The 23,761-nt window shown below is 40.4% G+C and carries 18 protein-coding genes; 15 read left to right on the top strand and 3 right to left on the bottom strand.

Going from position 1 to position 23,761, the window contains the following annotated elements; translation table 11 throughout:
• Window positions 1-26 precede the first annotated feature (26 nt).
• From HR060_RS02135 to HR060_RS02095, 9 genes are all read left to right on the top strand, one after another.
• Entirely contained in the window at window positions 27-509 is a 483-nt protein-coding gene (locus HR060_RS02135; RefSeq protein WP_174198617.1) for an Hcp family type VI secretion system effector, read from the top strand.
• 87 nt (window positions 510-596) lie between these two features.
• Complete coding sequence (locus HR060_RS02130; protein WP_174198616.1) at window positions 597-1,382, top strand: type VI secretion system accessory protein TagJ; 786 nt, start codon at window positions 597-599, stop codon at window positions 1,380-1,382.
• 5 nt (window positions 1,383-1,387) lie between these two features.
• Entirely contained in the window at window positions 1,388-1,888 is a 501-nt protein-coding gene (tssE, locus tag HR060_RS02125; protein WP_174198615.1) for a type VI secretion system baseplate subunit TssE, read from the top strand.
• Window positions 1,889-1,892: 4 nt separating this feature from the next.
• Window positions 1,893-3,770, top strand: a complete 1,878-nt coding sequence (gene tssF / locus HR060_RS02120; RefSeq protein ID WP_174198614.1) for a type VI secretion system baseplate subunit TssF — start codon at window positions 1,893-1,895, stop codon at window positions 3,768-3,770.
• The gene (gene tssG / locus HR060_RS02115; protein ID WP_174198613.1) at window positions 3,734-4,750 is read left to right on the top strand and encodes a type VI secretion system baseplate subunit TssG; all 1,017 of its coding nucleotides are present in this window, start codon (window positions 3,734-3,736) and stop codon (window positions 4,748-4,750) included. Before tssF ends, tssG begins: the two co-directional genes overlap by 37 nt.
• 13 nt (window positions 4,751-4,763) lie before the next feature.
• Window positions 4,764-7,463: a type VI secretion system ATPase TssH gene (gene tssH, locus HR060_RS02110; protein ID WP_174198612.1), complete on the top strand. Its 2,700-nt coding sequence runs from the start codon at window positions 4,764-4,766 to the stop codon at window positions 7,461-7,463.
• Between the two features lie 101 nt (window positions 7,464-7,564).
• Window positions 7,565-8,539: a hypothetical protein gene (locus tag HR060_RS02105; RefSeq protein WP_174198611.1), complete on the top strand. Its 975-nt coding sequence runs from the start codon at window positions 7,565-7,567 to the stop codon at window positions 8,537-8,539.
• 397 nt (window positions 8,540-8,936) lie between these two features.
• Window positions 8,937-10,037, top strand: coding sequence for a hypothetical protein (locus HR060_RS02100; protein ID WP_174198610.1), 1,101 nt, complete (start codon window positions 8,937-8,939; stop codon window positions 10,035-10,037).
• Between the two features lie 25 nt (window positions 10,038-10,062).
• A complete protein-coding gene (locus HR060_RS02095) occupies window positions 10,063-11,223 on the top strand; it encodes an anthrax toxin-like adenylyl cyclase domain-containing protein (protein WP_174198609.1) in 1,161 nt (386 codons plus the stop codon).
• Here the strand turns inward: HR060_RS02095 and HR060_RS02090 are convergent.
• Window positions 11,220-11,939, bottom strand: a complete 720-nt coding sequence (locus tag HR060_RS02090; RefSeq protein ID WP_174198608.1) for a hypothetical protein — start codon at window positions 11,937-11,939, stop codon at window positions 11,220-11,222. The two genes, HR060_RS02095 and HR060_RS02090, sit on opposite strands and share 4 nt — an antisense overlap.
• Window positions 11,940-12,158: 219 nt before the next feature.
• Here HR060_RS02090 and HR060_RS02085 point away from each other — a divergent pair, with 219 nt between their 5' ends.
• Entirely contained in the window at window positions 12,159-13,148 is a 990-nt protein-coding gene (locus tag HR060_RS02085; protein WP_174198607.1) for a type III secretion system effector protein, read from the top strand.
• 411 nt (window positions 13,149-13,559) lie between these two features.
• Window positions 13,560-15,236, top strand: a complete 1,677-nt coding sequence (asnB, locus tag HR060_RS02080; protein WP_174198606.1) for an asparagine synthase B — start codon at window positions 13,560-13,562, stop codon at window positions 15,234-15,236.
• A 79-nt stretch (window positions 15,237-15,315) separates the two neighbouring features.
• Here asnB and HR060_RS02075 read toward each other — a convergent pair whose 3' ends face one another.
• Together HR060_RS02075 and HR060_RS02070 are read right to left on the bottom strand one after the other, a co-directional pair.
• Window positions 15,316-16,074: a hypothetical protein gene (locus HR060_RS02075; RefSeq protein ID WP_174198605.1), complete on the bottom strand. Its 759-nt coding sequence runs from the start codon at window positions 16,072-16,074 to the stop codon at window positions 15,316-15,318.
• Window positions 16,075-16,093: 19 nt separating this feature from the next.
• Window positions 16,094-18,571, bottom strand: a complete 2,478-nt coding sequence (locus HR060_RS02070) for a serine/threonine protein kinase (RefSeq protein WP_174198604.1) — start codon at window positions 18,569-18,571, stop codon at window positions 16,094-16,096.
• 297 nt (window positions 18,572-18,868) lie between these two features.
• On the opposite strand from HR060_RS02070, the gene tagH reads away from it, so the two are divergent.
• Genes tagH through icmH form a run of 4 tightly spaced genes read left to right on the top strand, consistent with a single transcriptional unit; the run spans window position 18,869 to window position 23,761 of the window.
• On the top strand, window positions 18,869-20,596 hold the full coding sequence (gene tagH / locus HR060_RS02065; RefSeq protein WP_174198603.1) for a type VI secretion system-associated FHA domain protein TagH: 1,728 nt from the start codon (window positions 18,869-18,871) through the stop codon (window positions 20,594-20,596).
• Window positions 20,597-20,603: 7 nt separating this feature from the next.
• Window positions 20,604-21,077: a type VI secretion system lipoprotein TssJ gene (gene tssJ / locus HR060_RS02060; RefSeq protein WP_174198602.1), complete on the top strand. Its 474-nt coding sequence runs from the start codon at window positions 20,604-20,606 to the stop codon at window positions 21,075-21,077.
• Window positions 21,078-21,097: 20 nt separating this feature from the next.
• Window positions 21,098-22,435, top strand: coding sequence for a type VI secretion system baseplate subunit TssK (tssK, locus tag HR060_RS02055; protein ID WP_174198601.1), 1,338 nt, complete (start codon window positions 21,098-21,100; stop codon window positions 22,433-22,435).
• Between the two features lie 3 nt (window positions 22,436-22,438).
• Window positions 22,439-23,761, top strand: a complete 1,323-nt coding sequence (gene icmH / locus HR060_RS02050; protein ID WP_174198600.1) for a type IVB secretion system protein IcmH/DotU — start codon at window positions 22,439-22,441, stop codon at window positions 23,759-23,761.

Here is a 23,761-nt window from a genome sequence, read left to right as displayed (position 1 = left end):
AAGAATTTAAACCAAGGAGAAATACTATGGCTGCAGATATGTTTTTAGTGCTTGAAGGCATTAAAGGTGAATCAGAAGATAAAGCGTATAAAGATCAAATCGACATCTTAGCTTGGAGTTGGGGTTTATCACAAACTGGCACTTTACACCAAGGTAAAGGTGGTGGTGCAGGTAAAGCAAACTTCCAAGATATTAGCATCACTAAGTATGTTGATAATTCAACCGCAACATTAATGAACAAAATTGCAACAGGTGAGCACATAGCTACTGCTAAATTAGTTGTTCGTAAAGCGGGTGGTAACCCACTTGAGTACTTCGTAATTGAATTAAAAGAAGTAATGGTTACTTCATACTCTACAGGTGGTTCCGGCGGTGAAGATCGTTTAACTGAAAATGTGACGTTAAACTTCGCTAAAATCAAATCAACTTACAAAACTCAAAAAGACGACGGTACTGGCGGTGCTGCTGTTGAGTTCAAGTGGGATGTACCTGGTAACGTTCCTGCTTAATAGCCAATCTAATATCTCAGCATTCCTGGTGAATGCTGAGATATATCCTCTTTCTAATCTATCAACACATCGTATCGGTAATACATCATGAATGCAGAAAGCTTGTTAAAGCAAGGTGACCTTGAGGCGTGTCAGCAACAGCTATTTAGTGAAATAAGAAAAGACCCAAGTAATGTCGATTTGAGAATTTTCTTATTTCAATTAAGTTGCATAACGCAAGATTGGAAAAAAGCGGTAAACCAGCTCGATGTTATCAAAGATATGTCCGATAGTGCGATCCCTATGGTCAATACCTATCAGCAATTAATCGAATGTGAGCAACAGCGAGCCGCTGTTTTTGCTGGTGATAAAGAACCAACGTGCTTTGGTGAGCCCTCTGAATGGTTGGCTTATTTTGTTAAAGCTTTTCAACATGCTGCCAAAGGTGAATACGAAGCTGCTGCGGGTTTAATCAACCAGGGGACAGAAGTTGCGCCTGAACTAGCTGGTAAAATTAACGAGCAAGATTCCTTCAATTGGATCACTGATGGCGATTTGCGTTTTGGTCCTGTCGTTGAAGTTATCGTTAACGGTAGCTACTACTGGTTACCACTAGAAAATGTTACCTCAATTGAATTTGAACCCGTAGAAGATTTAAGAGACATGGTTTGGCGCGGTGCACATGTAACGCTGAAAAACCGTGGTAAATTAGTCGTGTTTTTGCCTGTTCGATATCCAATTACTGCGCAAACTAATGATAGTCAGAAGCTATCTCGCAGTTGTGAATGGGTAGAGCCAGTTGAAAACTTTTTCATTGGTCAAGGTCAAAGAGTCTTCATTACTGACAGCAATGAGCACCCAATGTTAAACATTGAAAAACTTGAGCTGAATTAAGCTAGATGCCTGAGTTATCTCAAAAAGAGCGGTTACAGCTCTCTTTGCTCGATCGTCTAACCGATGATGAACCGGATAAGCAGTTTGAATCTCGTGAAAAACGCGTGATCTCTGTCAATCGTTTAAGACAGCTTGTTCAGCGTGACATTGCTTGGTTACTCAACTCTGTCTCAGCTGATGCGAGTATTGATATGGATGACTTCCCTTATGTTAAGTCATCGACGATCAACTACGGCATCCCTGAATTGGCCGGTCGAACCTCAGCTGTTTTTAATGCTAAGCAAATAGAAAGAGAAGTGGCTCGGTGTGTAAAGCAATACGAGCCTAGAATTATTGCCAGCACTTTAAAAGTTAAAGTGCATGTAAACAAAGAAGAGATGAGTAATCACACACTCTCTTTTGAAATTAGTGGCGATTTATGGGCTCAGCCCTTACCACTGCAATTGTTTTTGAAAACCGAAGTTGACCTGGAAAATGGTCATGTTCAGGTTACCAGCCTAAGTTAGTAATATGGATGCCAAGTTTTTAGAATTTTATAACCAAGAGCTTAAGTTCATCCGCGAATCTGGCGCTGAATTTGCTCAAGAGTATCCAAAGATCGCAGGTCGATTAGGCCTCGAGGGTTTTGATTGTTCAGACCCTTATGTCGAGCGATTACTTGAAGGTTTTGCTTTTTTATCTGCGCGAGTACATCAAAAGCTTGACGCGTCCTTTCCTAAATTTACCCAACACCTGACTGAGCTATTATTTCCCAGTTTTTTACAGCCTATCCCATCTATGCTCGTTGCTCAGTTTAACCCTGATTACGAAGAGGGAAGCTTAGCGCAAGGTGTTACGCTGTCACGCAATACCCCTTTGCACAGTATTTTAGGTAAAGGTGAACAAACCGCTTGTGAATATCGCACCGCTCATGATGTAACCATGTGGCCGATTAAACTGACCGCTGCTGAATATATTAACTCACAAGCTTTGTCAGCTTATACCAATAAGGTCAGTATTCATTCGGTCAAAACACCTAAAAGTGCTATTTTAGTGACTTTAGAGTCGGCACCAGGTACGCGTTTTTCTGACATTGACCTAAACCATTTAAATTTACACATTCGCGGCACAGAATCATTTCCGCTTTACCTTTTTGAGGCTCTGACAAAGGGTTATATTGGCGCTTTATACAAAACGGGTAATAATTTGTGGCGACGTGAACATGCTAAAACGCAAATTACCCCCACAGGCTTCAATCAAGAACAGGCACTTTTGCCATATTCTAATCGCCAATTTGATGGCTTTCGTTTATTAAAAGAATACTTTGCTTTTACCAAACGATTTTTATTTTTAGAATTAGAAAACCTGGCTCCGACACTTCGTCATTGTGATGAAGAAAAAATAGAGCTTTTACTCTTGCTCGACCACAATGATAATCGCCTCGAAAACTTAGTTTCAGCCGATAATTTTGCGCTCAATTGCACACCTGCTATTAATTTATTTCCCAAGCGTGCCGAGCGTATTAAAGTCGATAAAAGTCACCATGATTTTCATGTTGTACCGGACAGGTTAAGGCCTCTAGATTTTGAAGTTTGCAGTATTGAACATATCCAAGGCTTCAATACTGGTATTGAGCCTACGGTTGAGTTCACCCCTCTGTACAGCACCAATAATGATAACTTTAATAAACCACAAGGTTTCTTTACCCAAAAGCGCCAAACTCGAAATCTAAATGCAAACCAACGAAAGTTTGGTCATCGCTCGAGTTATATCGGTACTGAAATTTTTATCAATTTGGTCGACCCTAAACGAGCGCCATTTTCTGATGATTTAAGGCAGCTAGCGGTTGATATTATGTGCAGTAACCGAGATTTACCGCTCATGATGCCTTTAGGAAAAGGGCATACTGATTTTACAATAGAAACGGGAGCACCGTGTGAATCCGTTCGCTGTGTAGGTGAGCCTACTCGACCTAAGGCACCTGCCAGTCAAGGCAGTACATCTTGGGATTTAATCAATCAGTTATCGATTAACTTTTTAGGTTTAGCTGATGGAGATCATCGTCCAGCGATCAATAGTCTTAAAACGTTATTAAGTTTGATGCTTGATAAGAGTGATTTTGCTCACGGCAAACAAATAGACGGTATTATTGATGTTCAAACCGAGCAAATTACTGCGCGATTACCGATTAAAGGCCCTATTTGTTTTGGTCGTGGCGTGGCGATAAGTATCACTTTTGATGAGCTCGCCTATGAAGGTAGTAGTTGCTACATGTTAGGCATGGTACTTGAGCAATTCTTTGCTCAATACGTAAGTATTAATTCATTTACTCAGTTGATCTTAAATTCATCAACAAGAGGGGAGATCCACCGATGGCCAATACGAATCGGCAAGCGAAATCCTATCTAGATCAACTTACTCATAATCATGATGAATTACTCGACTTTGAATTCGAGTCATTATTGAGGTATTTAGAAGCCAATGCGCCATTATCTGAGCGTATTGGTTATTCTATTTCACCTAAACAAGATGTCGCGCGTTTTGGTCAAACGCCACTTATGCATTTTTACTCGTCAGCCTTTACTGAAATTAGTAAAAATAAAGCTACGGGTGATCACAAGGTCAAAAACAGCTATTGGGGCATGCTAGGTATTAATGGCCCATTACCGCTTCATTTTACCGAGTACGCTATCGAGCGTAACTTTCGTCACCAAGATGCTACGTTTAATGAATTTTTGGATATTTTTAACCATAGGTTCATCTCATTATTTTATCGTGCATGGGCTGATGCCGAGCCTGCTGTTAGTCACGACAGACCTGAACAAGATCACTTTCAGCAAAATTTAGCAGCGTTAGCAGGTGAGCCAGAGCTTGAAGAAGAAGCTTTTTTCAAACAGCCTGTCAGCCAATACCTATCAGGGTTATTAAGTCAAAAAAATCGCAGCCCGAGAGTGTTATCTCAACTATTAGCTGAGTATTTACAATTGCCTGTGAGTATTGATGAATTTGTTGGGCGTTGGTATGAGCTTAACGAGCAGGAAGTACTTAAACTCGGTCACCAAAATGCCAGTCTAGGCCACGATGCCATGCTCGGCCAACGAACCTACCAAGCCTGCTTTAATTTTAAAATTAACATCGGCCCTTTGGATTATGATGAGTACATTCGATTAGTCGATGATAAACAATATTTAAAAATGCTCGATAAGCTTGTGCGTCGAGCTGTTGGCCAAGAATTTGAATATCAAATCAGCATTTCGCTGAAACCGCAACAAACTCGCACCAGTCATTTAGGTCGCTCTAAACTGGGCATTAATTCATGGAGTCAAAGTGAGCTAGCTCACCTACAGCAATGTGCTCCTATAACCGTCTATCAGACAGCTTCTTGCTAAAAGGAATAACAACATGTCAGAGATAAGCCGAGTCAGTTTATTTGGTAAGTTAAACCCACTTGCCTACAAAGCCGTAGAAGGCGCAACCGTTTTCTGTAAATTACGCGGTAACCCTTATGTTGAATTAGTGCATTGGTTTAAACAAATCTTAGAATTACAAGATTCCGATTTACATAAAATTGTTCAACACTTTGATATTGAACCCGCGCGTTTAGCAAAAGATGTGACTGACGCTTTAGATGCGTTACCAAGAGGTGCATCCTCAATTTCAGATTTATCTAGCCATATTGAAGAATCAATTGAACGAGGCTGGGTGTTTGGTAGCTTAGCTTACGGTGATTCCAAAGTCCGTATGGCTTATATTGTTTTAGGTATGCTTAAAACGCGTGAGCTTAAAAATGCCTTGTTAAGCATTTCGGCTGAGTTTGCCAAAGTAAAAGTGGAGCAACTTGGTGATAACCTTCATGACATCGTATCTGGTTCGCCAGAAGATGGCCAAGGCTCAACAGATGGCACGAACTTAGCGCAAGGCGAACCTGGTACGAGCAATGATGCAATGGCACCTGCTCAAATGGGTAAAGAAGAGGCGTTAGCTCAGTATTGTACTGACATGACAGAGCAAGCTCGCTCTGGCAAGCTAGACCCTATTATTGGTCGTGATGAAGAAATTCGCCAGCTTATTGATATTTTGATGCGTCGTCGTCAAAACAACCCTATTTTAACCGGTGAAGCAGGTGTCGGTAAAACTGCTGTTGTAGAAGGGTTTGCGCATCGTATTGTCAAAGGTGATGTACCACCGAAATTAAAAGATGTTAAGTTACTCGCGCTTGATATTGGCCTATTACAAGCTGGCGCCAGTATGAAAGGTGAATTTGAGAACCGTCTAAAACAAGTTATTGAAGAAGTGCAATCTTCAACGACACCTATCATCATGTTCATTGATGAAACGCATACTCTTGTGGGTGCTGGTGGTGCCGCTGGTACAGGCGATGCTGCTAACTTATTGAAACCTGCATTGGCACGCGGGGAACTGAGAACAGTTGGTGCAACGACTTGGGCAGAATACAAAAAGCACATTGAAAAAGATCCTGCTTTAACACGTCGTTTCCAAGTGGTTAAAGTAGAAGAGCCAGACGAAGAAAAAGCTATTTTAATGCTTCGCAACATTGCTGGCATGTTAGAAAAGCATCATCACGTAGAGATGTTAGATAAGGCTATTGAATCAGCTGTAAAGCTATCTCATCGTTATATTCCTGCTCGTCAATTACCAGATAAAGCCGTTAGTTTATTAGATACAGCAGCAGCTCGTGTTGCCGTGAGTCAGTTTGCAACACCAGCTGAATTAGAAGACTGTAAACAACGCATCGAAAACTTAAAAGTTGAGCAAGATGTTCTAGAAAAAGAAGCGGCAATTGGCGTTGTTAATCAAAAGCGCATGGATGATATTGCCGAATGCTTGGCGTTTGAAACAAACCGTGAACAAGAGCTTGCTGAGAAATGGCAGGCTGAAAAAGAAGTGGTCGATAGTGTACTTGAGTCACGTCGTAAACTGCGCGATCTCATTACTGAGCAAAAAGCATCTGAACAAGATGAAGAGACAGCAACGATTGATAACAGTCAGGCTATTAGCGAAGCTCAAGCTGAACTTGATCAACATCATGCCAAATTAGAAGAATTACAAGGTGAATCACCGCTTATTCTTCCTGCCTGTGATGAGCAAGCCGTTGCCGCTGTTGTTGCCGATTGGACTGGCATTCCTGTAGGTAAGATGGTGAATGATGAAATTAACACTGTCTTGAACTTACCGAGTGTGCTTAAGCAGCGAGTTATTGGTCAAGATCACAGTATGGATATGATTGCTAAACGTATCCAGACATCTCGTGCTGGTCTTGATAACCCGAATAAGCCAATCGGGGTATTTATGCTTTGCGGTCCTTCAGGTACTGGTAAAACTGAAACCGCGCTTGCATTAGCTGAAGCTTTATACGGTGGCGAGCAAAACGTTATCACGATTAACATGAGTGAATTCCAAGAAGCACATACGGTATCAACGCTTAAAGGTGCTCCTCCTGGTTATGTTGGATATGGCGAGGGTGGTATTTTAACTGAAGCCGTGCGTCGTAAACCTTATTCAGTTGTATTACTTGATGAGGTAGAAAAAGCGCACTCTGATGTTCATGAGATCTTCTTCCAAGTATTTGACAAGGGTGTCATGGAAGATGGGGAAGGTCGTTTAATCGACTTTAAAAATACCCTGATCCTACTTACATCAAACGTAGGTAGTGACCTTATTATGAATATGTGTAAAGACCCTGACTTGATGCCTGAGCCTGAAGGTATAGTTAAGGCACTACGCGAGCCGCAATTACAGATTTTCCCAGCAGCATTGCTAGGTCGAATTGTATCAATTCCTTATTACCCACTGTCTGATGAAATGCTTAATAGCATTACGCGCTTACAACTTGATCGCATTAAGAAGCGTGTTGAAGAAGGCCAAGGTATTGAATTCAACTATGATGATGCCGTGGTTGAGTTGATTGTTAGTCGATGTACAGAGCTGGAAAGTGGCGGTCGTATGATCGATGCCATCTTAACGAATACGCTTCTTCCTGAAGTGAGTAAGCAGTTCTTAACTTTCATGCTTGAAGGTACACCAATCACTAAAGTTGAAGTCACTGCAAAAGATGGAGAGTTCAGTTACTCGATAGTCTAGCACAGTTAAATGGCTCACCTTGCTTTAAAGATAAACTTGGGTTGGGTGAGTCATCAGCAATCTCTTAGTATTTTAATCTTCGCCGATTCACATAGGAACAGATGATGAGTAGAAAAGTAATTTATTTAAACTTACTTAAAGACGCAAATGAACAAGCTGTAGAAAAACTAGGTGATGGCCTTAAAACCAAATATTCCCGTAATGGATTTAGGCGTTTTTTTGGAAACAGCTATGAAGTTATTCAATATGACGTCTTTGAAATGCTAAGGGTTCATAAACTGGGGGTATTGAATTGGTCTTCAAGTATCTCTCAGGAAGAGTTGAATGCAATACGCTTGGCTTGCCAAGGGGCATGGAAAATATTCGTTTCTGCTCATGGGCATATGAATTGTACTGATTATGTTTATGGTGGCCAATTTTATGGTAAAGAACCACTCGCTAAATGGGACCAAGTTTCTTCTTTTCTGACTTATTTACTTCCCAATCGAAATGACAAATACAAAATTGAGTTGATGATTTGTTACGCTGCTCGGACGATGGCATATCGAGAGGGACAGCAAGCGAGAATCGCGCCTGAACTATTATCTACAAGTTTGGCATACAAACTCTTTAAAAATTTAGGAGAAAATCGAACTGTCAGAGTTACAAGCCGCTCTGGTGCGACTGGCTTTGATGAATTACAAGGCTGTATTACAGTTGAAACCGATGAGCATGCGGAACTTGAATACGAACGAAGGACAGTACTTGAGACTCCAGACTACAAGAATCTAAAAAATTGGGTCAGTACTTTAACCTCTGAACAAAAGCGGGTATTAGGACAAAAATTCTTGATTTCCTTCAACAGCAACGGAGGGAATTACGATGTTATCGCAGCGGTTCAAGCTAACGGTGAAAACGAGGAAAAGTTTAAGCGCTTCGCCCTAGCACAAGCTCGATATAGAGATATTCGTGCGCATCAAAATACACTGTCGAACCAATCTCAATATGGCACGATCTGCTATGACATGGAAAATAGTGGCATAAAAATAAAAAATGTATTCACCTCTGAAGTCTTTTACGAAGGCTCTTGGATTTAAAGTATTAATTACTTATAGCTGAATAAGATTAATGGCGTTGTTACATCAGCGCCATATGCTAACTCTTCATTAAAATCCTTTCTTATATAAAAACTTTCACCATCCTTTGAATAAATAGCTATCCCCAAATCAAGGGATAGTATAGCGGTACCTGTATCGTTAATATCTAAAGTGTGAACCGTATCTAATTATTGTCTTTTCTTTTTTAGTAAACTGAGACCTTTAATCAAGTTGTAGTTTTGGCTTGAGTAACATATGTGAGTTATGAGTAATTTATTGACCTTAATTACTAGAGACGCTGCTGCTAACCAACTCTTACTATTGGTGATATTGGCATTAACGATATTTGCTCGTAAACTGAAGATAGTGAATAACCAATCAAGATAGGTGAAGAATAATGCCTCGCGTTAGAAGTAATGTTAATACGGTCGATCTTAACGATGATATGGCCAATGCGCGTGAAGGGGTCATCTACCTTTGGGCCAATATGAACAAAGTCAGCCCATTGACGACGATTGCTTCTTTTATGAATATCAATAAGTTGGGCTTAGCTGGCGTCGGCTCGGGTGGCTACCTTTCTTATCATTATATTAAAGATGGTGGTATGGGGAAGTCAGAAGCCGGTAAGTTGATGGAGTGGTGTACAGGCGCTGTTAACTCAATCATGCAAAAGCTATCTTTTGGTTCTGACGGTGATGGCGTAGGTGGCATGATTGCAAAGATTTTATTTACCAATATGTCGCCTTTCATTTTTGATATTGCTGGCGGTGTTTGGGGTTTATATACCTTTGGTAAAACCTTGGTTAATAAAATCGAATTGTGGTGGAAAGGCTGGAAAGTAAAACTAGTAAAAGGGCACAGCCAAACCATTGTAAAAGCGGTTGGTCAGTTAATTAATAATGAAATGCTTGAAGGCTTATTCGCGGTTGTTAAAGCAGCAATTTCAGCAAGCTTAAAATTCATTAGTATGGGTACCTCTGTTGTGGCTAATGCCATTGCGGGTGTTATTGAGAGTATTATTCGCTTGATTTACATGTTTAAGCAGCGCAAGTACATCAATAATTTTATTGAAGATTGTAAGCAGTACTGGCGATTACCTGAGCCTGCGCGTATCTCGGCATTATCAGGTACAGCTGATCACTTTAACGATATGTTTTTAGAAGCAACCGAAAATGCACCAGTCATTGGTGGTATTACCTATGCCACGAATATTTGTGGTGACAAGATGCGCTTCTTACAGCTGATCACTGCCGATGGCAGTGTGTTGAGCCAGAAAAAATTCAACAATGGTGTGAGTTATCTTGATGCGATAAAAAAGCATGGTCGAGTTTATTCAAATGGCTGGGCAAAGAATTTATCCAGTGATGACTTGGTTATTAAAGGGCTACTTAGGATTGTTCGCAAAGGTGAAAATGCACTGATAAGTAAAAAGCCTTGGTACAAGTTCTGGGGTAACAAAGAAACAACGATGAAGTATTCGTACAACGGCGGCAACTAACTGAATTACAATAGGAACGTTATAAATGGAATTGGGTTTAGAAAGGTCATATCTAGATAAAGACAATGGTATGACCAAATTAGACATGCAAGCATGTGTTAAAGCCGCTGAAACGCTTGGTGAAGTGATCATGTTCCGATCTACTGGTAAATGGTCACTGCGCTGGTTAGAGCGAAATCACCCTTCAAAGAACTTTCATTTAAAAGGTAAAAGTGCTGACTGGGGGCCCCAGGCTGGTTTTGTTCCATTGGAAGGGCGTTTTTCCAAAAAAGTCGGTAACTTATCCGCAGAGAACAAAAGCACCAAAGCTAATTTAAATGGTATTGAACATCACCATCAGCATGCTGCTATTTTATCACTCGATGCTAATGAATTAGTACTGCAAAAAAGTGTACCTGTAGGTGGTCGAACCGCAATTCAGCATTACTCTGATTTGCTAGAAAGCCAAGATAAACTCATTGTTTGCCAAGACAGTACAGGGGCTACTCGCCATTTTGTTGGTATCAAAAATAATCATAAATACGATATTTATTTCTTACCGAGCAAATACGTTATTAAAGTCAAAAAGCCAACTAAACGAGAGACGGCGTATGCCCATCTTGAACCAGTTCGAGTAATGGTCACTCACGGTAAACCTATTACTGGTGATTATGATTTATTAACAATTTGTCCTAAATGGGCTGATTACGGCAATAAATCGAAAATGGCTCATAGTGACTATGACGGTGAAGAAGTATTTCAAGCTGGGGTTAATTTAGACAAAGTAATGGATATGAGTTTGCATACAGGTCGACTCAATCAAAAGCCTGGTAAGCATGAGCATGAACATGCCCATATGGGTAATCTAACGCCTCGTGTGCTGCGTTGTGTGAATTTAATGAACAAGCTTATGGGGGCAGCAAATGGCACTGATGGTGCTTATCTTCGCCGAGTTCATCACAATATGGAGTCTTTAAGACCGACTATTTTTGGCGCGATCACGGGCGACGAGATGACAGATGAAGGCGAGGGTTTTCCTTTCACCGCTTTTGTACCGAAAAACTCCATTACAGGTTATGGCAATAACACCATCATTACTTTGCACAATATGAATGAATTCAAAAACTTTATTCAAGCACTGCAAAATGCTGGTTTCCAAGTGCAAAAAAACCGCGCTTGGGGTTTGAATTTCCACGGCATGATTTAGTGAATTTGGGTTCTTATTATTTCATTGTCAGCTATTGCCGCGACCTTTGCGCTAAAGGGAGTTTTATTTTGCTGATCACGGGTAAATTCGACAATTTCCTTACAAAAGAATCGGTTGCAAGTTAAGGAGCGAAGGCTGGTAGGAAGAGTACACCCCATTTCACCTTGGAATACACAACCTAGTTTTGATGTTGAGTGAGGGAAATAACGCGAGAAAAGAGATAGTAGTTCTGTGAGTGAGACCTCTTTTTCAAGTAACTTTTCGATGTAAACTAAGTTATGTTTCAGTGACAGGGGATCTTGAAAGCCATGAGTCCCTCCGAGTAAGCAACAATGCCCCTGACAGGTAGCACAGGCTTTGTCGAGTTGATAATCATCAATGTCTTGTTTTGTCACTTCATTGGTGACAAATGCATAAAGGTAATTGTCGGTTTTACTACTTGACTCAATGTTTTGATAAACAGAAGCAAGATGCGCCAAGAATGACCTTTTTCTCTCTTCAGTTAATTCAGATAATGCAGTGGTATTGGCTGGTACTAGCAGTACATGCTCTGCAGATACGTTTATGGCGTTTTCTGCATTTTGGTACTGATTAGCAACGGTCTGCTTTAACGCTGTTTTTGTTTGTTTTTGAGCTTTTAATTGCGCTTGAACTTTCGCTAGTTGGCAAGGGCCTGATGAACAGTATGGCGAGTGTCTATACTCAGCTAGCGACATAATTTTTTGACAATTTTTACAATGATTTTGCTTCATAATTTTTTAATTAAAGCTCAAAAATGGAACTTGGTCATTAAATATCAAGGCTGTAAGAAATATCTGAAACAGCCAATATTTGTAGCAATTTACTCAATTTTTACACATTTTACTATTAGACTTTTTTACTACGCTTAGATAAACATCGAAGTTAAGCGCCACGGATAATATAAGGAATCAGCGATGCCAATGATACAGTACAGTCGATCTATTTCGATTCACCCAGTTGAGGGTAGACAGATGTATTCTAATGGCCAGCAATCTGGCTCAAACCTGAATCAAAAAGATGGAAACCAATTTACTTCAGGCGTAGCAAAAGCTCTTGATAAATTAGCACGCCTACCTACTGGCCGAAAGCTAATTGCTGCCATTGATGACACAGGGTATCCGTGTCACATTTTCTCAGGTGGTAAAACACTGAAATACGATGGCTGTGCCCAAGCAAAAGATACGCGTTGTGCCCAACAAGAGTACGATCGTATGGTGATTTCTTTTAGGCCTCGTGTACAAAACTTACTCGTTCGAGAAAAAGATAGAACTTCTAGTGAAGGCAAAAAAACACCTGCTGAAAAGTACTGGGAAAAGAAGTTTAAACAGCACTTGGGCTACAACGAAGTTTTATACAGAAAAGCCGTTTCTTGTGAACTCCATAATATTATGTCTCGTTTGGCTGTTAGGATTGACGACCCTTGGAGATACATTTCACAAATTTCTGGTAAGACAATCAAAGAGCTCGTCGATATCTCACTTGGCCGTACAATTTGTGATGATGCTACTTACTACAAAATATGCTTTATGTTTTACGATTACTTATCTCCGGGGAAAGGCATCCCTACTCAAGTACGCCTAACGCCTCAAATTTATGCTGAAGGTTTGAATGATCACTGGTGGCACGGTAAGCAAAACTACAAAGGTGATTGGACTGCTGCACGTGAAGATATAATGGTCGGTCATGAGCTGATTCATGCATGGCGAATGATGGCTGGTAAACGTGTCGTCCGCGGTGGTTGGGAAGAAGAAGCTAAAACAGTAGGTTTGGCTTTTGCTGCAGGTTGGGAATTCACTGAAAACCGATTAAGAAATGAAGCAGGCCACCCAAGACGTATTAACTACAACCATACTGATTTCTCATCAGCTTGGGCATTACAAATGAGTAGAAACGGTACCCAATAATTTATAATTCCCAATAAATTATGTTTGATAAAAAGCACTCTTTTGAGTGCTTTTTTGTTGTCTAGATTTTTATAAAAGGGCTGGCGTTTCAAGTTTAAAGCCTACTCTTTGTTAAAGTGGAATTATTCTCTTTTTGGTTTTTTATTTTTCTTATGTGAATTGTTATTCATCTATTTTTTGCCAAATTGTTTTCTAATCAGCAGCTTTTGATGTTTTTTTAATCTGGATTTATGCAAGCGTGACGTTTTTATGAAGCTTTATAACCAATAGACATAACGTAAAGGGAAAAACTTTACATTTAGTGTTGCTATTTATTTCAAAACTGGCAAATTGCATGCTGTGGATTTTATTCCACAGTGATTTCGAATAAATATAAAAAGCTATTGAATAAAAAGAGGGAGTGAGAACTCTATGTGTTCCATTTTTGGTATTCTTGATCTGAAGACAGATCAAGCAGAACTTCGTAAGTCAGCAGTAGAGCTGTCTAAATTATTACGCCACCGTGGCCCAGACTGGTCAGGTGTTTATGCAAGCGATAATGCAATTCTAGCGCACGAGCGTTTAGCGATTGTTGATGTAAATTCTGGCGACCAACCTCTATTCAATAAAAATCGAAATCACGTTTTAGCGGTCAACGGCGAAATTTACAATCACAAAGAGCTAGAAGCGAATTTGACAGTAGACTTCGAATTCCAAACTAAATCAGATTGTGAAATCATCTTAGCTAAATACCAAGAAAAAGGTATTGAGTTCATCGACGAATTAAAAGGTATGTTTGCTTTCATCCTTTATGATGAAACAAAAGACGAATACTTAGTCGGCCGTGACCACATGGGTATTATCCCACTTTATATGGGTTGGGATGACCACGGTAACTTCTACGTGGCTTCAGAAATGAAAGCCTTAGTACCGGTTTGTAAATCAATCAAAGAATTCCCTCCGGGTCATTACTTACATTCAGCAGATGGTGAGTTACGTCAGTACTACCAACGTGACTGGATGGAATATGACGCGGTTAAAGATAACGAAGCTAAGCCAGAAGACATTAACGCGGCTTTAGAAAAGTCAGTTAAGTCTCACTTAATGTCAGACGTACCATACGGTGTACTTTTATCGGGCGGTTTAGATTCATCTGTTATCTCATCAATTACACAAAAATTCGCTGCCCGTCGTGTTGAAGACAACGATTTAGGTGAAGCTTGGTGGCCAAAACTTCACTCATTTGCAGTAGGTCTAGAAGGCGCACCAGATTTAAAAGCAGCGAAAAAAGTTGCTGATGCGATTGGTACTGTTCACCACGAGATGACATACACAATCCAAGACGGTATTGATGCCGTTAAAGACGTTATCTATCACTTAGAAACTTACGATGTCACAACTATTCGTGCATCAACGCCAATGTACTTAATGGCGCGTAAGATCAAAGCGATGGGTATTAAGATGGTACTTTCAGGTGAAGGTGCTGACGAAATCTTTGGTGGTTACTTATACTTCCACAAAGCGCCAAACGCGAAAGAATTCCACGAAGAGCTTAACCGCAAGCTTAACAAATTACATATGTTCGATTGCTTACGTGCAAACAAAGCAATGTCGGCTTGGGGTGTTGAATCACGTGTACCATTCCTAGACAAAGAGTTTATGGATGTGGCGATGCGTATCAACCCTGAAGCGAAAATGTGTAAAAATGGTAAGCCAGAGAAAAACATCTTACGTGAAGCCTTTAAAGAAGGTTACTTACCAGATGAAGTGTTATGGCGTCAAAAAGAGCAGTTCTCAGACGGTGTAGGTTATAGCTGGATCGACAGCTTAAAAGAGCACTGTGCAGATCACGTAACTGATGATCAATTAGCGAATGCTGAAAAACGCTTCCCGCACAATACGCCAGACACTAAAGAAGCATACTACTACCGTACTATCTTCGAAGGTCACTTCCCGCACCCATCATGCGCTGAATGTGTACCAGGTGGTAAATCAGTAGCCTGTTCAACACCAGAAGCTTTAGCTTGGGATGCGAGCTTCCAAAATATGGCTGACCCTTCAGGTCGTGCTGTAGCCGGTGTTCACGATGATGCCTACAACGCAGAATAATTAGCTGTTAACAGCATTAAATAAAAGCCCGAGCTTGGTAACAAGCTCGGGCTTTTTTGTTTTGAAAAATGGTGATGTTTTAGTTTAACAAACCAAATACACCAATAGAGTAGGCTCTTTTACTACGAGACCCTTTCAATGAAGATTGGCGTATCAAACTACCTAAGCTTAAATCTTTATGTGAATACAAGGTTGAGCCGGTACCAGATGTATAGCCAATAGGTACGTTATCGTTAAATTCATAGGCGACAATATCGCCTTTATCGACACTGACCGTATTGGCAAATTGCTTTTTAACTAAGCCTGTTTGTGTAAAACGAATCGTCTCACTTTGCCAAATCACAACTAGCTTTTTGTCGATAGGGCGTAGTAATTTGACTCTGACTGACCCAGGTTGTTTGACATAAGCACCTATGCCTGTCAGCACTCCAGATTTACTCATCGCATGGCCAACATCAACTAAAGTAACATCGTCATCGTCTAGGCTTTTACGCGCAATGAGTTCGCTGCCCATGTAGTCGAGTAAACCACCTTCAACTAGGAATGTTTTCAACGCGTCTATTTGGTTTTGAATAAAGGTGCGGGTTTGGCCTTTAAGGTTCGATGATTCTGATACTCGTGAGTTTTTTTCACTGTCTAAAGTGCCGACTAACCCCTCCAATTCGGCAATCTTTCGATTAGCAAGCCTCAAGTTGTTTTTTAAATTCTGATTCTCAACTTTTGCATTTTCTAGCGCCTGTTCCAAAATAGCTTCATTTTGACTTGTCGCAAAAGCTGTTGAGGAAATTATACTTGCTAGTAACACTAAGCTAGCCAATTTTGTGTATTTAAACTTCATTAAAAAGCCTTCGTTTTTATTATTTTACCGTGAAGCGAGTTGATTCTATTCGCTGATTATTACGGATAAAGTCGATGACATAACCGCCCGAGCTAAAACCTGAAACTGGGCCTGCGACTTTAAATACTTTTGTCCCTGTATCTTTAGTGATGATAACGGGGGTCGTGCCAAGCTTTGTCGTTTTAGCACCATCGTATAACTCTGCTTGCAGTATCGTTGTTGCGCCACCAAAGTTTTTGAATTGTATACCTACATAGACTTGTCCTTTAGCATTGACGGTACCGTCGTAAAAACCAGACAAGCTTGAGAATTGTTCCCCTTTAATCATCACTTTAGCGATTTGTGGGGCACTGGCATCAGCACTGGCTTTTTTCGCTTGAGTTAACTTAGCTTTTAACTGCTTAGCTAAACTACTTTTCGGATAGAGCTTTTGCATTTGAACGATTACGTCTTCTGCTTGCTCAAAGTCTTCAATATTCAGCAAGTAAGGTACTGATTTTGCGAGCTTGCTTTCAATACGCTTTAACCCTTTTTTTGCTTGTGATGAGTCAGGTTGCATCTTCAGGGCTTGTTGGTAGTAATCAAAAGCATTGTTTTCTTCTGGTGGGATCAAGTTATCTTGATCATAAGCATTTTTAGCTTTGTTTAATAAGCCTTGAAAACGGTTAACTTTCGCTTGCTGTTGTTTTTTCAGTGCAGCTTTTTCTGCAAGGCTTAAGTCAATTTGATTCTGTAGTTCATCAAATAAAGGCTTGTGTGTTTTGGTTACCGTTAAGCCTTTGTTGATATAGCTTTGCGCTTTGTCATATTGCTTGGCTTTGACTGATGTATCTGCCAGCTTTAAATATCGCGCAGAAATTGCTTCAATACCCTGAATCGCTTTTTTGTGGTCAGGTTTTATTTTTAATATCTGCTGATATTGGTAAAACGCATTGTCTTTACCATCACCTGTTAAATAGTCATTTTCAAATAAACGTTCTGCTTCACTGAGCAACTCAGATATCCTGAATGCTTTGTCAATTTCTTGTTTTAACTTAAGCACAGTGACTGAGTGTTCCGTCTCGGGGTGACGGCGAATTTTCTTATAAAGCGTTTTATTTGCTGCTTCTAAATCGCCTTCGTCTATTTGCTGATAAGTTAACTCGACGTAAGCTTGTTTGAGCTTTTTCTCTCTTGCCAATAGACTCGAATGATTTTTATCTAAAATGGCGATAAGTTTTTGGACTTGGTTTAGCTCATCAATTAACTCGATAGTCAAACCTTGTTCAAGTGCCTGCTCTAACTGTTGTGATTGGGCTTGAAGCTCATTTAACTTTTGTTGCTGTGGCAGCGCAACTGTCGGTTGTTTTTCAACTGTGGGGGAGGTGGTTGCAACAGCCGTTTCAGTCTTTATCTCTTCTATAGTCACAACCTGTGGCTGCTTATCTTTGCTCTCTTTTGAAGCTTGGTTAAACCAAACCCCTGCGCCTGCTAAGATGGCCAGCGATGCAACAGAGCCAATGATAAGTGGTGTTTTACTTTTTTTCTCTTGCGCGCCAACTGGTGGCGGCACCTGTAAAATTTGTGTCGCATCTTGATCAACACTGGCTTGAGTACGTCCCGTGACAGGCGTATCAACATAATGGTTAATCTGTTGACCACTGTCTCTATCTGTATTACTGACAAATTCGTTATTGAGCCTTTGTAGTTCGGCTTCATTGATTTGATTAAGTGCTGTGATTAACTCTGAACCATTTTGAAATCTGTCTTCTGCAGACTTAGCCATCAATTTGTCTATGATGGGTTTAAATGTTGCTTGCAAAAATTCAGGTAAATCAGGGACAGGATCGGTTAAGTGTTTGATACCGACAGTAACTGCTGAATCCCCGTCAAAAGGTACTTTTCCGGTTAGTAGTTGGTAAAAAACAACACCTAAACTGTATAAATCAGAGCGCCAATCTATTTCAGTGCCCTTGGCTTGCTCTGGACTCATATAATAAGGCGTACCAATTGCAGTACCTGTTTGTGTCATTTCACTAACAGAGTCAAAGGCTTTCGCGATGCCAAAGTCCATAAGAATAGCGCGGCCATCTTCATCATTAATCATGATGTTTTCAGGCTTAATATCTCGGTGTACGTAACCTTTTCTACCCGCGTAATCTAATGCCAGAGAAACTTCTTTAATAACCTTGATGATGTGGAATAAAGAGATCGTTGCAAGTTTATCTTTTAAATCACGACCATCGATATATTCCATTGATAGGTAGTGATGGTTGTTTTGTACCCCTACATCGTAAACCGTCACAATGTTCGGATGAACCAGGCGACTGACTATTTTTGCTTCGCGCAAAAAGCGTTCACCAAAAGACGGATCAGAGGATAGTTGCGCCGACATGATCTTAACTGCGACTTCACGCTCAAAGCTTTCTTGGATCGCCAAATAAACCGTCGCCATGCCGCCGTGGCCAAGTGTACTTTTTATCTGGTAACCATTTATTTTTATTGAAGATGCATCCATTTTTCGTAACTACTTTTTAGGTTATCATCGATAGATTCATGGGGTTATCTATAACAAAGAAGTGTATCATGCTAGCTAAAATTTAAAACTATTGGTAAAACTGTAAAATTGTCTTTCTGTAAAGGCGATATTTACTTCATAATGATTCCATAGTTTGTTGCTAGCATATGTGCGTCAATTAACAGAATAAGAGTTTGCAATAAAGTAAACTCAATTTGATGGCTTTATTTGAAATAACGCCATTAACAGGCAAAATTATTACTACACTTCATTTTCGATATCGAAAAGGAAATTTATATGGCTCAGTTATTACTGACAGTTGTCTCTGGTGGCAGTGTTGGGCAAAACAGTTCTCAAACTTTTACTGAACAAGGCGGCAATTTTGGCCGTTCTGAAGCATGTGACTGGACTTTAGTTGATACCAATCGTTTTATCTCTAATGTTCACGGTCAAATTCAATTCCAAAATAACAGTTTTGTTCTTGTCGATGTCAGTACCAATGGTATTTTTATCAATTCAACCAACAACCCCGTTGGCAAAAATAACAGTTACACTTTAGCGCTTAACGACATTATTCTCATTGGTCAGTACCAAGTTAAAGTAACAGAAATCGACTTATCTACATCATCTGTTGCCAGCGCACCAACCGCTTCGCCAAGTCAAGGCGGTGATAGCTTATTAGGATTGGTTATGGGCGGGGAAGCGGCTGCGCCTTCGACACCATCAAAAAATGCTGATCCGCTTTCGATGATTAATCAGCAAACACCTAGTGCAGAACCTGCACCATCATCAATTTTAGATCAAGTTGGCGCATCATCATCGCCAGCACCTACTTTCGAACCAGCTCCTGCTCCAGCCCCAGCCCCAGCGACTGAACAGATTGACCCTTTTGCAGCGTCTAATGCTCAACCTTCTGCCGCAGCTATTCCACAGTCTGAATTACCCGATGCTTTTAAAGCGGCTAGCCAAGAACGTCAGCCGGTTGCAAATAATAATAATGCCGCCATTCCAGATGATTGGGAGTTGTCTGGCATTATGCCGGCAGTTAAAGAGTTTGATTTAGAATCGTTGAAGAGGAACCAGCAAGATTTGGAGCAAGCACAGGCTCAATCTGCTGACGTTACTCCACAAACTGAGAGTGACTTTAAACTTAATGAAGATGTCGCCAAGCCGCCTGCTAGTTTAGAAATTGAGTTTGATTTATCGCCGACTATTGAACCTGAAACTGAACCCGTATCAGAACCGCAAGCTGAAACTCCTGAGTTTATGCAAGCCGCTCCTGTAGCAAGAGCTGAAGTTGCACTAGCTCCTGAACCAATTTCTCAACCTGTCGTTGAAAAAAAACCTGTTGTCGACCCCCAAAGTTGGGGAGAGACCTCGGCACCTGTTGCTGATACAGTCGAACCAAAACAAGTATCTACACAAAGTGTAAATGATGGTTTTTTTGATACTTTATTTGAAAAGTTAGAACTGCCAAGAGAGTTTAAAGACAGCGTAGACAAAGAAGCTTTTGCGACAGATATCGCAGCCATTTTAACTTCAACGACACAAGGTTTGATGTCGTTGTTAAATGGGCGTTCTATTTTCAAGCAAGAATCTCGATTAGCTGTCACTTCAGTTCAGCCGCGTTCTAATAACCCGCTTAAATTCTCTATTGATCCAACAGATTGTTTAGAAGCGCTATTATTGAAAAAGAAAAGTGGTTATCTGTCGGCAAAAGATTCTTATGATGAAGCAGTGAATGATCTGCAATATCATCAAATGGCCTTTTTAGCTGGGTTGCAATCTTCTATGACAGGGGTTTTAGATGAACTAGACCCTGAGTCAATTGAAGCTCATGCTAAGCAAAATAGCCGAAGTTTATTAGGCAAAGTTTCTTCATCTGCGTGTTGGCTAGAATTTACGGCAAGACAAAATAAAGCTAAAGCATCCGTTGAAGAAAACTTAAATCACGTTTTAGGTCAATACTTTGCTGAAGCGTATCAAGCACAAATTGAAAAAATAAAAAATGATCAAAAAGGATAAAAAAATCATGTTTAAGAAGCTTGTTCAAGCGACTACTTTACTACTCGTTGCATTTTTATCTGCCTGTTCTAGCACGCCAACAGAACCGACAATGGATTTTAATTATTACATCCGAGCGACGAATGACATCAATCCAGATTTCACTAATCGTCCTTCTCCTGTGTTGGTTAGGGTTTATCAGTTAACGAATCGCGTTAACTTTGATAATGCTAGCTATGATGCCTTATTCGATCCTGAGCAAAATGTGCTTGGTGCAGAATTCATTGATATGAACGAATACTTAGTTCACCCAGACACTAATAATGAAGTCGCGTTAAAAATCTCTGAGCGTTCTAAATTTATCGGTGTCGCTGTTGGCTACCGTGCAATTGATGGTGTGAATTGGCGCAGTGTTATCTCTGTACCTGATGAGAGTTTCTGGCGCGATTCTGCGATTGAAATTAAAGTAGAAAAAGTATCTGTTAGTGTTATCGAGCTTTAAGAATAAGGGTTAGTAAAATTATGGCATGGGAAAAAAAGGTTGTCTGGACAGAGGGGATGATGCTGCAGCCACAGCATTTCCAACAACAAACGCGTTATCACGATGCTCAACTATCGAAAACGCTTGGCCTCATTTCACCCTATGCTTGGGGCTTTGCTAACTTTGAAGTCGATACTAGCCAACTATTGAACGGCAAAATTTGTTTAGATAAAGCTGAAGGGATCTTACCTGATGGAAGTTACTTCCACCTTGGTCAGCAAGATGGTATTCCAAAAGCTATTGATGTTGATGAAAGCTTACTCGGAAAGAGAATTTATTTAGCCGTTAATATACGTCGACATGGTAATACTGAAATCTCACGAGAAGGCGATGAATTACAGCGATACCGCAATCGCGTCTCTGAAATTGAGATCCGTGACATCAATACTGAAAACTCGCTATCTCAAGCAATTGAAGTGGCTGGGTTTAACTTTTCCCTGCTTACCGAGAATGACGACTTAAGCGAATTCTGTTGTTTACCATTTGCTGTGGTTGAAGATATCTCAGCTGAAGGCAAGATCAAATTACAAGCTGACTTTATACCTAGCATGATTAACATCAAGAAATGTGATTATGTTTCTAGCTTCATCTCTGAATTAGTGACACTTTGTCAGCACAGAGTAACTGCTTTGGCTCAACGTGTATCTGTAGCTGGGCGAGCATCTACGTCAGAGGTAACAGACTTTTTAATGTTACAAACACTGAATCGTCACTTACCTATTTTATCTGATCACAGCCAAGCTGATTTTGTTGGTTCAAAAGACTTGTTTGAAAAGTGGTGTTACCTGATTGGTGACATGAGTACGTTTATTAATGAAGATAAGCTCGTACCAGAATTACCCACATACCAACAAAAAAATAGCTCGGATATTTTCAATCAATTAATCAAGCATTTACGTCAATTATTCTCTGTTGTTTTAGAGCAAAACTCTATCGCAATTCCACTCGAAGAGAAGAAGTATGGCATCCGTATTGGTCAAGTTGCCGATGCGACGCTATTTGCTTCGGGTAACTTTGTATTAGCGGTGAGTGCTGATTTATCTGTTGATGATCTTCGTCAGTATTTCCCTGCTCAAGTGAAAGTTGGGGCAGTCGAGCAAATCAAAGAACTAGTCAATGTTCAATTACCTGGTATTCAATTAAGTTCACTTGCAGTTGCTCCTCGTGAAATTCCGTACAAGCGTGGTTACGTTTATTTTGAGTTAGTACAACAAGGTGAATATTGGCAGGCGTTGACACAATCTGGTGGTATTGCCCTGCACATAGGGACTAACTTCCCGAACCTAGACCTAGAGTTATGGGCGATCAGAGGTAACTAGTTCATGTCTGATGATTTATTTAAAACCCAGATAATTCCCAATCCTGGTGGCCGACGTGGGCCAATTGACAATACTGCTGCCAGTCCTGCTGTGCCGCCAGTTACGCCTCCATCGCCAGGGTTTAATCCAAATCAAGCGGCGCCATCACAGCCTACACCAATGCAAGACTTAGCATTTCATGGTGAAAACCGAATCCTGTCTTCAAGTGGTGAGCTGTTAGCGCTAGCGATGAACCTTCGTTCCCTTGAGCCTCAAAATTCAATAGAGCAATTAAGAGTTGATATTGAAAAGTTAATTGGTCAATTTGAACAAGAACTGGCACAAAAAGGCGGAGATCAAGAACAAGTCTTAACCTCTCGTTATTTAATTTGCTGTCTACTCGATGAGTTTATCCTTTCAACACCTTGGGGGGCTGAAGGGACATGGAGTCAGCAAACACTTTTGAGCAAGTACCACAATGAAACCTGGGGGGGCGAAAAGTTCTTCCTGATCGTTGATAAGTTATTAGAACAGGCACAACGCAATCTGGATTTAGTTGAGTTGGCTTATGTGTGTCTATCTGTTGGCTTTAGAGGTAAATATAAAGTGGCTCAAGATGGTGAAAAAATATTGTTATCTTTCTCTCAAAAGCTTTATCACAGTATTAATCAGCTCAGACCGGTACCTCGTGATTTATCTCCTGCTTGGCAAGGCGCACAAGCAAATAATGAAACCGTTACTAAAAAAGTACCATCATGGCTGGTACTTATCGGTTTAGCATTTGTTTTATCTGCGAGTTATGTTGGCCTGTTATCTAACTTGAAAGGTAAAGCAGAGCCTATTTATGCGAAGCTGGAAAGCATTGGTTGGCAAGACTTCATCACAAAAGCTAAGAGTGATGAAGATATCCTAGCGCGTGTTACGACCAAGCTAGAGACTGTTTTTGTAGCGGAACAAGAATCGCAAATTTTATCGATTGATAGCCAAGATCAAATGCCTGTTATTCGTTTAACAAGTTCAAGCTTATTTGGTTCTGGTAGTAGCAAAGTCAACCGTCAAGCGCTACCTGATGTCAATACATTGGTTGAGCATATTAAACAGTATGCTGATACCGTTTTAGTGGTTGGCCATACTGATTCAACTGGGCAAGCTGACTCCAACTGGGTCATTTCAAGAAAAAGAGCTGAAGCTATTGCCGCTTGGTTAAACACTGCTGACTCACCCATTGCCAATGTGATCACCCGAGGAGTCGCTGATACCCAGCCTTTATACGATGATACTAACGATAAATTTAAGCAAAGTTTGAATCGTCGAGTGGAATTACTTTTAGTTTTAAAAGGGTCATAA

This window comes from Marinifaba aquimaris (assembly GCF_013328345.1).
Taxonomy (GTDB): Bacteria; Pseudomonadota; Gammaproteobacteria; order Enterobacterales; family Alteromonadaceae; genus Marinifaba; species Marinifaba aquimaris.
This window is presented reverse-complemented; position numbering and strand designations above follow the sequence as displayed.